This window comes from Verrucomicrobiia bacterium (assembly GCA_036405135.1).
Lineage (GTDB): Bacteria > Verrucomicrobiota > Verrucomicrobiia > Limisphaerales > JAEYXS01 > JAEYXS01.
Genome location: DASWYF010000043.1, coordinates 23,889 through 37,355, shown reverse-complemented (window position 1 = coordinate 37,355; position 13,467 = coordinate 23,889). Strand labels below are relative to the sequence as shown.

Genomic DNA, 13,467 nt, shown 5'->3' with positions numbered 1-13,467 from the left:
GCGCCCACGGATGCGGATCTGATCGGTCCGTTTCTCTACATCAAGGTCAAGCCGCAGTGTCCCTCCAGCGGGAGCTATGACATGAAAGCAATCGGTGAAGTCTCCACCTGCACCGAGCCGGGGCACACACTGGCTCCTTGAATTCACTGATACTTTATGGCCGGGCCGCCCTGGCCATATTGATTTTTGGAGTGATCGTGCCAGATCTGTTTTTTAAAGCGTCCTTTAAACGGAATCTCTTCCAATAACGGGGCGGGTGGATGGGCGCTTGCCCTCATCCAGAAAATACATTCGACATCCTTCTCAAAAAATGAGCCCCGCCGTTTTTGAGCAATATTGAAAGATATCCCGTCCTATGGGTAATAGTGCATTATTTGAACTTGGGTGTGTGTTGAACTTTCGACATACTGCCGGTGCTTGGTAAAACCTATGGTAGCGTCAGAACCTATCCTTAAAATCGATAACTTGCGGGTCGAGTATCGGGCACCCGATCTTAAGGAGGGCGTGAAGGTCGCGGTAGATGGTCTGAGCCTCTCAGTGAATGCTGGGGAAGTGTTCGGCTTTCTGGGGCCTAATGGGGCTGGCAAGACTACGACCATGAATGTCCTGCTTGGCTTTGTCCCACCCACGGATGGGACGGCATTCTTGTTTGGTGAAGACGTTTCCCGTCCCATTGCCCGTCAGCGCATCGGTTATCTGCCGGAGCTGACCTATTATTACAAATTTCTGACGCCCGAAGAGATACTTCGCTTTTATGGCCGTATCTTCAAAATTCCCCAGGGTCAATTGGACAGGCGCATAGACGAGGTCATCAAGCTGGTGGAACTTGATCATGCGCGTAAACGTCAGATCAAGACCTTCTCCAAAGGCATGCAGCAACGCATCGGCTTGGCTCAGGCTCTTATCAATGATCCAGACCTTCTGATCTTTGATGAACCAACGAGCGGCTTGGACCCTATCGGCCGCATGAGGGTGCGTGAGATCATCCAGCGGTTGAAGAACGAGGGCAAAACCGTCTTCTTTTCCTCGCACGAGATGGGCGAGGTGGAAACGGTTTGTGACCGCGTGGTCATCATCAATCAGGGCAAGGTTAAGGAAGAAGGCCGCGTCACTGATCTCATCGCCAAGCACCACACGAATCTCGAACAAATTTTCCTAAAGCTGATCGGTTATCAACCTGCTGTCCTATGAACAACGCCTTAGCCTTGGCCGGAGTTGTCGTGCGCGAGATGTATCGGCGCAAGGACTTCTATGTCCTGCTGATTCTGACGGTGATCATCACGCTCGCCATGGGCACTGTGAACTTCTTCAATGAAGACAAGATTGTGCGTTACCTCAAGGAACTCTGCCTGCTGTTGATCTGGATTTCCTCCCTGGTAATGGCGATCACGGCGGCAGCGCGCCAGCTGCCTGCTGAACGCGAGAGCCGGACGATTTTCCCGCTTCTCGCCAAGCCTATCAGCCGAGGTGAAGTCATCTTTGGCAAATTCCTTGGTTGCTGGTTCGCCTGTGGCATGGGGTTGCTGGTATTCTATCTTTTCTTCTCCGTTTTGAGCGGAGTAAGGGAGCAATCCTGGCCGCTTCTGAATTATTTCCAGGCCGTCTGGTTGCATTGGATGATGCTTGGAATGGTAACCGCCATGGTCATCTGTGGATCGCTTGTATTTGCGGCGCCCTCTTCCAATGCCACCATCAGCTTCGTGGTCTGCGTGGGTATCCTGCTTTTTGGCCGTCACCTGAACAAGATCGCCCTGGGTATGACGGAGCCTGCCAGCACCATCCTGTATACTGTTTACTACAACATCCCGCATCTTGAGATATTCGATGTGCGCGACCTGATCATCCACAACCAGCCGTTGATAGATTGGGGCTGGTGGGCCTTGGCCACGCCTTATGCGGCGGTCTATATCGCCATTTTTCTGGTGGCGGCCTGGTGGCTGTTCAAACGCAAATCTCTCAGTGCGTGATCTGCTGATGCCATGAAGCGTCCCGGCCTCATATTGCTTGGTCTCTGGGTGATGGCGTTCTCGCTTGTCACCTTTATTTCCCCCCGTCAGCTCGCATGGGCGGAACAGTCTTCGCGTGGCCAGACTTTGATCGCACGCTTGATGGGCGGCAGCCGTGAACTGTTCTCCAACCAGATCTTTGCCAAGGGTGATGCCTACATGCACAGCGGTTATTACCCGACCATTTTCGATACCAAGAAACTGCACGCTCCCAAAGAGGGTGAATCCGCTGACGATCATTCCGGGCACAAGCATGATGAGAACGGGCGCTGTGTCACCGGTGAAGGAGTGACGGACATCCTCGGCAAACCCAAGGACTGGATTGATACCTTTAGCCGGCATTTCTACATCACCACGCATTCTCATCTGGAGCAGGGCAAGGAGCGCGAGGTGCTGCCTTGGTTGAAGCTGGCTGCGGAGATGGATCCCAATCAGGTGGATATTTATACCGTGGCTGCATACTGGCTCCGCACGACGATGGGCAAACCCAAGGAAGCTGAGGAATTTCTCCGAGAAGGTCTGCGTAATAATCCGAACCATCCCGAACTGTTGCTCGAACTGGGGAAAATCTATCTGGAGAGTCACAAAGATGTGGATCGCGCTCGCAATATCTGGGAACTCGCCAAGATGCGCTGGTATAAAGTCGAAGCGCCGAAGGAAAATGCCGATACCCTCATGTTGGAACAGATCGTGGCACGGCTGGCGGATATGGAATACAAGGCGGGCAATTACACGAACGCCTTGGTGAACTACCAGCTCTTGCGTCAGCTTTCACCCGTGCCCAAGGTCATCGATGAGCATATCAAGAAGACGCAGGAGATGATCGATAGCGGAGGGAAGGCGCAGCCATAGGTGGTGCCTTCTATTATCGCGCTTTCACTCTCAAGCCCAGCTTCTCTTCCGTCTCCGCAAACGACACCTTACCGTTCATCCCGGTCGCACCCAGATACGGATCACCCGTGATGAGCAGGTTGCCATCGATGTCCAAGAAATCCGTCAGTTCTGCCAGATGCGCTGCCGCCGTGATCTGGATGCTCGTCTCGATCATGCACCCGATCATCGTTTTCAATCCCGCTTTACGCGCTGCTTTCAGCGCTTCGTAAGACGCGGAGATGCCGCCTGCCTTCACGAGCTTCACGTTCACGTAGTGATAGCACTCCGCGCACACCTCGATATCGGCGGCGGATTTGTAAGATTCATCCGCCATGATGGGCAGTGGACTGCGCTCTTTCAGCCAGCGCAAATCAGTCGGTGCTGTGCTCGCCGGCATGGGCTGCTCGATGAATTCGATGTTCGGATCTTGCGCGAGCCACTCGATGTTGCGCAGCGCATCCTCTTTCGTCTTCCACGCCTCATTACCATCCACGCGCACTGTTTTCGTGGGAGCTGCTGAGCGTAAGGCCGCGATGTTCTCGCGATCTTCATGGCTGCCCACCTTGAGTTTCAGCACGGGATAATTCGCTGCCTCCAGCACCTTGCGTTTGATTTCATCCGGCATCGCGATGCCGATACTAAACGATGTGATGTGCTTATTTTCCGTGAAGCCAAGACCGAGCCAATCATACACCGCCTTACCCGCCAAACGTGCGGCACCATCTACCAAAGCGATATTCAACGCGCACTTCGGCCCGAAATTGCCGGAAGCGATCGTTTCCAGATACGCCATGCTGCCCGGCACATCGCTGAAACTCAGACGCTTGGTATCCACCTGCTTGAGAAATTCAATGATGCTATCGGGCGTTTCTTTGTAGCGATTCGATGGTGCTGCTTCGCCCAAACCGATGACGCCATTCGCATCCTTCAGTTCCACGATCACTGTGCCGTAAGTGGAAGTGCCGCCGCTGCCACCGGGACCATAGCTGCTGGCGATAGTCCAGCGATGGGTCAATTGCAGGTCCATCCGGCGATAGGTCATTTGCATGGGGCATAACCAGAGCATTTACCCCAGCCATCGTCCAGCCGGAAAGGAGCGGAATGACCAATGACGAAATCCGAATGACGAAGGAATTTCTAATGGGATTTCGACATTGGACATTCCTTGATCATTCGAGCTTGGGCATTCGTCATTTATCCCGAATTTGGGAGTTTTTTACATGGTGTAAAACTCCGCCCCCTAGGTGTATTTTCGATATGTCCGCGTGTATCGCTTTCCGATAATCTGTTAAAGTTCCCATGTCCACCAAAGCACACATGTCTATGAAGACCGCGTTTTCTGCCTCCTTGGTCTGTCTTGGTTTTGCCAGTGTCCTGTTGCCCGCGTCGGCAGCGGATTACACATTGCACACCTTCAAAAAGACCCAGCTCAGCGAGCATTTTTGGAGTGAAGGTGCCACGTTTGGCGACATCAACAAAGACGGTCAAAACGACATCATCTCCGGTCCCTTCTGGTGGGCTGGACCCGATTTCAAACAGAAGTTCGAGTACTATCCTGCCACACTGAAGTTCAAGACCAAGAAGCCTGATGGCACCGAGGTGGAATACCCTGGCTTCGAAGGCGGTCTGGGCACGAAGAATACATACTCGGACAACTTCTTTGCCTACACCTACGATTTCAACAAGGACGGCTGGACGGATATTTTGATCTACGGTTTCCCCGGCAAGGATGCGTCTTGGTTCGAGAACCCCGGCAAGGATGGTTTTGGAAAACATTGGAAACGCCACGTGGTCTTTGACGTGGTGAACAATGAATCGCCGACATGGGAGGACATCGATGGTGATGGTCAGCCGGAGATCGTTTGCAATTCTACGGTGATGCAGGATGGGCAGGCGGCGAACTACTTCGGTTACGTGAAGATCGCGGCCAATCCGACGGAGAAATGGAAGTTTTATCCGATCACACCCAAAGGTAATTGGCAAAAGTTCACGCATGGCTTGGGAGTGGGCGATGTGAATGGTGACGGACGCAAAGACATTTTGGAAAAAGACGGCTGGTGGGAACAGCCCGCGTCATTGGCGGATGGCGCACCTTGGAAGCAGCACAAGACGATGTTCAACGTCGGTGGGTCGCAGATGTTCGCCTATGATGTGAATGGAGATGGTCGCAATGACGTGGTCACCGCTTTGGCCGCGCACGGTTTCGGCCTGGTGTGGTATGAGCAACTGGCGGAGAAGAACGAGGTGGGTGAGCCGAAGTTCAAACAGCACGTCATCATGAACAAGGAGCCGCAGGAGAACCGCTACGGCGTGAAATTCTCCCAGCTCCACGCGATGGAACTCATCGATATGGATGGCGATGGTCTCAAGGACATCGTCACCGGCAAACGTTTCTGGGCGCATGGTGCCACGGGTGATGCGGAGGCAGGTGCCCCTGCCGTGAGCTACTGGTTCAAGCTCGTGCGCAAGGCGGACAAGAGCATTGCTTGGGTGCCGCATCTTATCGATGACAATTCTGGCGTAGGCACGCAAGTCGTCGTGGGTGATGTGAACAAGGACAAGCTGCCTGACCTCGTGGTGGGTAATAAGAAAGGCACGTTCGTCCTGCTGCAAGAGTCGAAGAAAGTGAGCAAAGCGGAATGGGAAAAGGCGCAGCCTAAAGTTTTGCATGAGGTGAAGGATGGCGGACTTGCACCGGATAAAGTGGTTCCTCGTACAGGTGTTACTCCGGCCCCGAAACAGGCGGAGGTGAAGCCAAATCCCAATCCCGCTCCGAATGGCATCTTGCCGGTCGGCAAGGATGGCAAGGCGTTGAATCTGGATTTCGAGAAAGGTGACTTGAGTGATTGGACGGCGAAAGGAGATGCCTTCAACAAGCAGCCGATGCAGGGCGATGTGGTGAATGCGCGCCGCAATGATTTCATCAGCAACCATGCTGGGAAATACTGGGTAGGCACTTATGAAGTGACGCGTGATCCGGGCACGGGCACGTTGACCTCCGCTCCTTTCAAGGTCACGCATCCATGGGCGGCTTTCTTGGTGGCCGCTGCTCCTTATGAAAACACACGCGTGGATCTGGTCGATGTGGTGACGGGTAAGGCGATCTTCACTTCCGCCGGTTTCGATGGTGCGGCTTTTCAAAAGAGCAACAATGCCACGGAGAAAATGACTCCGGTGCTCATCGATCTGCAGCCGCATCAGGGCAAAGAGATTTTCATCCGCCTCACGGATGAACACCAAGGCCACTGGGGCCACATCAATTTTGATGATTTCAAATTCTACGCCAGCAAGCCGGATTTCGGTACGGCGAACACGGCAGCGCGCAAGCCCGTCGGTGCTGGTGCGCCCATGGCCACCGCGACTCCACCCGCTCCTATCGATGACGTGAAATTTTCCGGCCTTTCTCCCGAAGCCGCCGCCAAGGAGATGACGCTGCCGAAAGGTTTCAAAGCACATCTCTTCGCCGGTGAACCGGATGTGAAGCAGCCCGTTGCTTTCTGCCTCGATGACCGTGGCCGGCTCTGGGTGGTGGAGAATTATGATTATCCGAAGCGCAAACCGGATGGGCAGGGGACGGATCGCATCCTCGTGTTTGAAGACACGAATGGGGATCACAAGTTCGACAAGCGCACGGTGTTCATCGAAAATCTAAATTTTGTCACGGGTATCGAATACGGTTTCGGTGGTGTGTATGTCGGTGCGGCTCCGCATCTGATGTTCATCCCCGTGCAGGAAAGCGATGAGCCCAAGCCCGCAGGCAAACCGCAGATTCTCCTCGAAGGTTGGGCTTATCAGGATACGCATGAGACGTTGAACTCTTTCACATGGGGACCGGATGGCTGGCTCTACGGTTGCCATGGTGTGTTCACGCACTCACACGTGAAGAAGCCGGGCGATCCGGAAAGCACGCGCCAGTTCATCAATGCGGGCATCTGGCGTTATCATCCCACGAAGCATAAGTTCGAGCTCTTTGCCGAAGGCACCAGCAATCCTTGGGGCTTGGACTTCAATGAATATGGACACGCGTTCATCGAAGCCTGCGTGATCCCACACTTCTGGCACATCATCCAGGGTGGCCGCTATCAACGCCAGGCGGGCGCGCACAATCCTGCGAGCGTCGCGGAGATGAAACGCATCGTGCCGGATTACTTCGCGCAAGACTTTAGCAAGGGCGCCTTGCGTCCGCAGCATCCTTATATCTTCGATGACATCAAGACCCATGGTGATCACGTCCACTACGTAGGCAATACGCCGCATAGCGGTAACAACCGCTCGGACTCAGCGGGTGGCGGACATGCGCATTCCGGTCTCATGTGCTATCTCGGTGGAAGCTGGCCTGCGGAATATCACGGCAAGGTGTTTATGAACAACATCCACGGCCAACGCATCAACGTGGACAATCCCACACGCACTGGTTCTGGTTACGTGGGCAAGCACTCGCCGGATTTCGCGAACTTCAATGACCGCTGGTCTCAGATCATCAACCTGAAATACGATCAGGATGGTTCCGTTTACATGATCGACTGGTATGACAAGCAGCAATGCCATCGCGGTGAACCCGAAGTGCATGACCGCAGCAATGGACGGGTTTTCAAGGTGGTTTACAATGATCAGAAGGTGAACAGGGTGGATTTAGCGAAAGCATCGGATATTGAATTGGCAAAGTATCAGACGCATCCCAATGAATGGTATGCGCGCACAGCGAAACGTCTGTTGCAGGAACGGAGTGCCAAGAAAGCTTTGGCCAAGGATGCCGTCGCGGAACTCCGTAAAACTGTGTTGGAAGGCAAAGAGAGCCATCACAAGCTCCGCGCTCTTTGGACATTGCATGCTACCGGCAACTTGGACAGCTCTCTTTCTGAGACTCTTCTGACCAAGGGTGATGATTACGCCAGAGCCTGGACGATTCAGTTGCTTGGCGAGAACGAGCTGGTTTCGGACAAGTTCTTGAAGTTGTTCAAGGACATGGCTCAGAAAGACTCTTCCGCCATGGTGCGCCTCTATCTCGCCTCGGCGATTCAACGTATTCCGGCTATCCAACGCGCAGAAATCCTCGAAGGTCTCCTCTCTCACGCCGAAGACGCGAAAGATCATAACCTCCCGTTGATGTATTGGTATGCGACGGAACCGGTGGTTGCCGAGCAGCCAGCACTCGCGATCAATCTCATCTCCAAATCCAAGATTCCCGTGGTGCGTGAATACATCGCCCGCCGCTTGACGATGGATAACAAGACCGTAGCCGCTGCCAAATAATCCGCTTCAATTCCATGACACTCTTTAAGCATGTAATGGCCGCGACGGTGAGCGTCGCCCTTGCCACTTCCGCTTTCGCGCAATCTTCTCGCGATACGCTCTCGCCTTTGGTGCAGGTGCTCGCGCAGACAGAGGATGCCCAAGTGCAGTTGGACATCCTGAAAGGCATCAGCGACGGCTTGAAAGGCCAAGGCCGTGTGATGATGCCGACCGGTTGGGAGGCGGCATCAAAGAAGCTCAGCCAAAGCCCGAATGCGAAAGTGCAAGAGCTGACGAAGAACCTCTCGCTTATCTTCGGCAGTTCCGCCGCGCTCGCCGATCTGCGCGAGCAGTTGAAAAACAGTTCTGCAAAACCTGCCGATCGCATCAATGCTTTGCAGGCTCTCGTCGCGGCGAAGGATTCCCAATTGGAACAATTGCTGCCCGCTCTGCTGAACGATGCCGCTGTGCGCGGTGCGGCCATTAAAGCCTCTGGCGCTTTCGCAGAGCCATCCATCGCACGCATTCTTGTGCAGGTTTATCCGGGCTTATCTGCTGCGGAGAAGCGCGATGCGCTTATCGCCCTCGCTTCACGCGTCTCTCATGCGCGCACGATGCTCTCTGCGGTGGAGCAAAATCGCATTGATCGCAAAGATCTTTCGGCGGATATCGTCCGCCAGTTGCGCGATCTGAACCAGGCGGACATCACGCAGCAGGTGGAGAAAGTCTGGGGAACCATCCGCGCCACTCCGGCGGAGAAAATCGCAGAGATCGCCAAATACAAAAAACTCATCCAGACGCCTGGTCGTCGCGATGATGCGATGAATGGCCGCGCAATCTACACGCGCACTTGCGGGCAATGCCACACGCTCTACGGCGAAGGCGGCAAGATCGGCCCGGACATCACCGGCTCCAATCGCGCCGATCTCGATTACATCCTCCACAACATCCTCGATCCGAACGCCGAGATCCCGCTGGATTACAAGACATCCACTGTGGAGATGAAGGATGATCGCGTGATTACCGGCATCATCAAACAGCAGACGGAGCAGGTCATCACCATCGCCAGCGCGAACGAAACACTTTCTCTCCCGCGTAAAGATGTCGCCGCCATTCGTCCCAGTGAACTTTCCATGATGCCGGAAGGTCTGGTGGAGCAACTCACGGAGAAAGAAGTGGGCGACCTCATCGCTTATCTCGCCACGAAAGGGCAAGTGCCGATGCTGGCGACGAAGGATAACGTGGATCAGTTCTTCAACGGCAAGAACCTCGATGGTTGGTCTGGTGCGAAGGGGAATTGGAAAGTGGAGAACGGTGAACTCATCGGCACCAGCCCGGCCTTGAAGAAAAACGAATGGCTCGTGGCGCCTTTGGCTGTGGGAGATTTCCGTCTCATCGTGGAAGTGAAGCTCGCGCCCAATGCTGGTAATAGCGGCATCCAGTTCCGTAGTGAGGCATTGCCTGATGGTGAAGTGAAAGGCTATCAAGCAGACATCGGCGTGGGCTGGTGGGGCAAGCTCTACGAAGAACATGGCCGCGCACTGCTCTGGAAAGAGGATGGCGACAAGCATGTGAAGAAAGACGATTGGAACACTTATGAGATCGTGGCGGTGGGCAGCCACATCAAGACTGCTATCAATGGCCAGACGTGTGTGGACATGGAAGATACTGCCGGCAAGCGGCAGGGTATCATCGCCTTCCAACTGCACTCAGGAAATGTCCCTTTTGAGATACGCTTGCGGAAGGTTCAACTGGAATTGAATCCGCTCAAGGCGGAACTGAAGACGGGGAAGAGCCGTTAAATCGTTAAAAGATTGAACCGGGTGTGACTGGACACTGCAGCCAGTTCGAGAATCCGTTGGTGCGCTCACTCCTCACCCCGGCCCTCTCCTCATTAGAGGAGAGGGAGAACATTTGTTGCCTGCTTTCAGAATTTTTTGCCGTCACGGGCGGACGAGATTTTCAGTCGTAGAGTGCTCTTGACTCAGACTCACAAACCTTGGCTGCGTTCAATCGAATCGGAAAACGATTCAACCCTTTTAACTTTTTAAGAACCCTCAATTATTTACCACGCTCACTTTGCCTTTGAACTGTTCGATGGTGAGGCGACCTTGGGCGAAGGCGTCGATGTCCGCTTTCTTGGCGCGCAAGACCAATGTGGTGGAGCGGGTGAGTTGGGTGCGGAAGCGTTCCAGAGGGGAACCATCTCGCGGTGTTTCTTCGGCCTGTGCATTGTTGTTGCTGCCCGGACGCAAGCCCGCCAAGGACGGTGAACCTGTCAGGATGACCGCCACGCTTTGATCTGGTTTCAGATGACGCAGGTTTGAGGCGTCGCGCAACAGTGAGAGCAGAGATTCTTTCAGGGCAGCGACTTTCGCGGCGTCATATTGGCGATGGCTGCCGAAGTCACGCGGGACATCTCCACTGCGTTCGCCGTAGAGTTCCTGACGGGCGCGTTCCCATTGAGTGCCGCGTGGTCCGGGCTGTGGCACAGGTTTCTCGGCATTGGCCGGGCCATTCAAAACCTGTGTGGTGCGCAGCGTGAAGATGACGCCGTAGTCATCCAGATAGGTGGCGCGGCTGTCACTGCTTAGCAGTGTGGGAATGCCGCGATAATTGCCCATCTCATCGCCTGAAGCGCCGCTGCCCAAGTCTTTCTCGATCACGCGCTCCACGAGATGCAGCATCGTGGTCATATCCTCTTCTACTTCCTGCTGTGCTTTCGCCTCAGCCGCCGGGGCGACGATGAGGATGCGGCCGGACATGCGCATGAGCATCGCGGCAGGGTTGGGGCGCCCGCCTTGATAACTGCCTTCCTGAGGGCGGTTGCCATCCCCAGGTCCTTGGCGATCACCACCGCGCTCAGGCCGTTGACCGGGTTGTCCTGGCGGACCCTGCTTGGGACGTTGCGGGCGTTCCCCTTGGAATTCTCGGGGCTGCTGGTCCTGTTCCTGAGCGGTCAGCAATGATGCTTCAAAGCAGCAAAGCAATCCGAGAGTGGCGGCGGAGAGGCTGTAAACTAATGTGCCGTTCTTCATAGAAAATCCTTACTTACTTCTCGATACTGATTTGAGCGGTGAGTTTTTCATTGCCGGTGGAAGGCAGGAGATGAGCGGACATGGCGAGGCTCTCCATGTCATAACGCAGGGAGGCGATATCGGCGAGCCGTTGTGCTTCCATCTGGCGCAGGGTCTGCACCACTTGTTGCTGGTCTTCCACGCGTTGCTTGGCTTGTGCGGCGGTGAACTCCGCCATGCTCTGCTGCATCTGTTGCTTCACTTCTGCGGTGAGTTGTGCGCGCACTTGAGCTTCCACAGCGGCGACATCCACTTTCGGCGTGGTCATCCGGCTGAGCGTGAAACCAAAGCTCAGCATGATCATCGCGGCAGTAGCCCAACGGATGGCGGGCATCCAACGGAAGGCTGGAGCTTCCTTCACGGCCGGTTGCCAAGTATCCAGCGAGGTCATCGTCTTCTGCCAGCCTTGCACTTGGGTGCGGCACTCCGGGCACGCGGCCAGATGTGCGGAGAGTTTCGCGCGTTCATTCGCGGGCGCCTCGTTGTAGAGGTAGTCCATCCATTCTTCTTGCGTCGGATGTTTCATAAGCCTGTTCAAATTTAATTAAGTCAAACTCACGTCGTTCTTCAAAAGCCGTTCCATCTGGCCCAGCGCTTCCACCATGCGGGACTTCACGGTGCCTTCCGGGATATCGAGCACGTCGGCGATCTCGCGGAATTTCAATCCTTCATAGTGCCGCAGCACGAGCACGGTGCGATAGGTCTCAGGCAGCCTTACCAAAGCGCGTCGGACCATGTCGGCGCGTTCACCTGCTTCCGCCTGATCGGCCGGGCCGCTGGCGTCCGTCACCAGTTCCACGACCGTTTCGCCTTCTTCATTCTCCAGCGCGGTCTCACTGCGACGTTTGATGCGGCGTTGTTCATCGTAGCAGAGGTTCAGGGCGATGCGCCAAAGCCAGGTGGAGAATTTCGCATCCGGCTGATACATGGACCGTTTTTCAAAGACCCGGACGAACGCCTCTTGCGTGAGGTCTTCGCCCTTGTGCAGATCGCCCGTCATCCGCACACAGAGATTCCGGATGGGCGATTCCCACCGCCGCACCAATTGGGCAAAGGCATCTTCATCCGCGTGTTGCTGCACGCGCCACATTGCCTGCTCATCGGAGAGCGAAAACAGCGTGTTCAGGATGGTGCCCATGTTTTCGGTAGCGTGCCTTAAATTTGTGTGCTTGTCAGCTTTGCAACTTACTTGCGGATGCATCCTGCTCCCGCCAAGGAAGGAGAGGAAGCCCGGCACCCCTCACCCCGGCCCTCTCCCCTCCGAGGGGCGAGGGGGATGGAGCGTTTCTTTGCTTTCTCAAGTTCACTGGATTTCGGAGGCAGTGCATGGATGAGCCCTTTATTCGCGTTCCACGGGCGGACGTTGTGGGCGACCTTCGCCTTCGCGGCGTTGTCCTTCGGGGCGATCACCTTCCGGGCGGCGTTGCGGCGGGCGCTGGCCATCAATTTGGCGGTCACCATTAGGCGGGCGTTGACCGCCATCACGCATCTGCGGACGTGGGGCAGCACCTTGTCCCTCGCGGGGAGCGCCTTGGCCTTGCGGGCGGAAGCCTTCACGCGGCGCATTACCTTGGGGACGCACACCGTCACGATTTTGCATGGGTGGACGCTGGCCATCACGTGGTTCGATTTGAGGGCGTTGACCATCGCGAGGGCTGCCTTGTGGTGCGAAGCCATCACGGGGGCCACGAGGCGGCTGACCGACGCGATCGCCTTCACGCGGAGCACCACCGGCCGGGCGATCACCATCGCGACGCATCTCGGGGCGGCCTTGGCCTTGAGGGGCTACGCGGTCACCTTCACGATGCTGGGGTGGAGGGCCCTCACGACGCATTTCCGGACGGGCACCGCCGCCATCGCGAGGACCACGGGGGGTAACTTGTTCACCATCACGTGGGCCGTTACGCAGATTGCGTTCGCCATCGGGGCGGGCGACGCGTTCGCCGGGTTGTTCACGGCGTATGCCAGGGCGGTCACCTTCGCGCGGAGGCTGTTCCTTATCAGTTGGTTGCGCGGTGGCGGTCAGGCCGCTCAGGAGGGCGGCAGTCAGGCTGCAAAGTAAGATGGTCTGCTTCATAACACTGGTTTTGGTGTCTCGCACCGGACTCGCCCGGATGCAGGTTCATGAGTGTTACGAAGGGGGAGAGGGAATGGTTCGGAGAATTTTTAGCATGTCCAGCGATCACGGCTGCAAGCTGTCTTCCCTCTGGGGTGGGGAATGAGGGGGAATTTCTTGCGGGGGGCATTTAGCGGGGGTGGGCTGAGTTTGCTTGGGTGAG

10 protein-coding genes are annotated in these 13,467 nt (G+C 55.7%); 6 read left to right on the top strand and 4 right to left on the bottom strand.

What is annotated here, in order from left to right; translation table 11 throughout:
* Positions 1 to 429: 429 nt before the first annotated feature.
* Genes VGH19_20455 through VGH19_20445 form a run of 3 tightly spaced genes read left to right on the top strand, consistent with a single transcriptional unit; the run spans position 430 to position 2,858 of the window.
* Positions 430 to 1,191, top strand: a complete 762-nt coding sequence (locus VGH19_20455; GenBank protein ID HEY1173748.1) for an ABC transporter ATP-binding protein — start codon at positions 430 to 432, stop codon at positions 1,189 to 1,191.
* Complete coding sequence (locus tag VGH19_20450; protein ID HEY1173747.1) at positions 1,188 to 1,967, top strand: ABC transporter permease subunit; 780 nt, start codon at positions 1,188 to 1,190, stop codon at positions 1,965 to 1,967. Before VGH19_20455 ends, VGH19_20450 begins: the two co-directional genes overlap by 4 nt.
* Positions 1,968 to 1,979: 12 nt before the next feature.
* On the top strand, positions 1,980 to 2,858 hold the full coding sequence (locus VGH19_20445) for a tetratricopeptide repeat protein (protein ID HEY1173746.1): 879 nt from the start codon (positions 1,980 to 1,982) through the stop codon (positions 2,856 to 2,858).
* Positions 2,859 to 2,871: 13 nt separating this feature from the next.
* Here VGH19_20445 and VGH19_20440 read toward each other — a convergent pair whose 3' ends face one another.
* Positions 2,872 to 3,927 carry a dipeptide epimerase gene (locus VGH19_20440; GenBank protein HEY1173745.1) on the bottom strand — a complete coding sequence of 352 codons (1,056 nt, stop codon included), beginning with the start codon at positions 3,925 to 3,927 and terminating at the stop codon, positions 2,872 to 2,874.
* A gap of 275 nt (positions 3,928 to 4,202) precedes the next feature.
* On the opposite strand from VGH19_20440, the gene VGH19_20435 reads away from it, so the two are divergent.
* Together VGH19_20435 and VGH19_20430 are read left to right on the top strand one after the other, a co-directional pair.
* Positions 4,203 to 8,132 (top strand): PVC-type heme-binding CxxCH protein, encoded by a 3,930-nt coding sequence (locus VGH19_20435; GenBank protein HEY1173744.1) that lies wholly within the window; start codon positions 4,203 to 4,205, stop codon positions 8,130 to 8,132.
* A gap of 14 nt (positions 8,133 to 8,146) precedes the next feature.
* On the top strand, positions 8,147 to 9,913 hold the full coding sequence (locus VGH19_20430) for a family 16 glycoside hydrolase (GenBank protein HEY1173743.1): 1,767 nt from the start codon (positions 8,147 to 8,149) through the stop codon (positions 9,911 to 9,913).
* Between the two features lie 255 nt (positions 9,914 to 10,168).
* Here the strand turns inward: VGH19_20430 and VGH19_20425 are convergent, their stop codons facing one another.
* The 3 genes from VGH19_20425 to VGH19_20415 are packed head-to-tail and all read right to left on the bottom strand — an operon-like array spanning position 10,169 to position 12,326.
* Positions 10,169 to 11,149, bottom strand: coding sequence for a hypothetical protein (locus VGH19_20425; GenBank protein HEY1173742.1), 981 nt, complete (start codon positions 11,147 to 11,149; stop codon positions 10,169 to 10,171).
* Between the two features lie 13 nt (positions 11,150 to 11,162).
* Entirely contained in the window at positions 11,163 to 11,714 is a 552-nt protein-coding gene (locus VGH19_20420; protein HEY1173741.1) for a zf-HC2 domain-containing protein, read from the bottom strand.
* Positions 11,715 to 11,732: 18 nt separating this feature from the next.
* On the bottom strand, positions 11,733 to 12,326 hold the full coding sequence (locus tag VGH19_20415) for a sigma-70 family RNA polymerase sigma factor (protein ID HEY1173740.1): 594 nt from the start codon (positions 12,324 to 12,326) through the stop codon (positions 11,733 to 11,735).
* Between the two features lie 192 nt (positions 12,327 to 12,518).
* Between VGH19_20415 and VGH19_20410 the strand changes: the two genes are divergently transcribed.
* Positions 12,519 to 13,250, top strand: coding sequence for a hypothetical protein (locus tag VGH19_20410; GenBank protein ID HEY1173739.1), 732 nt, complete (start codon positions 12,519 to 12,521; stop codon positions 13,248 to 13,250).
* The last annotated feature ends 217 nt before the right edge of the window (positions 13,251 to 13,467 follow it).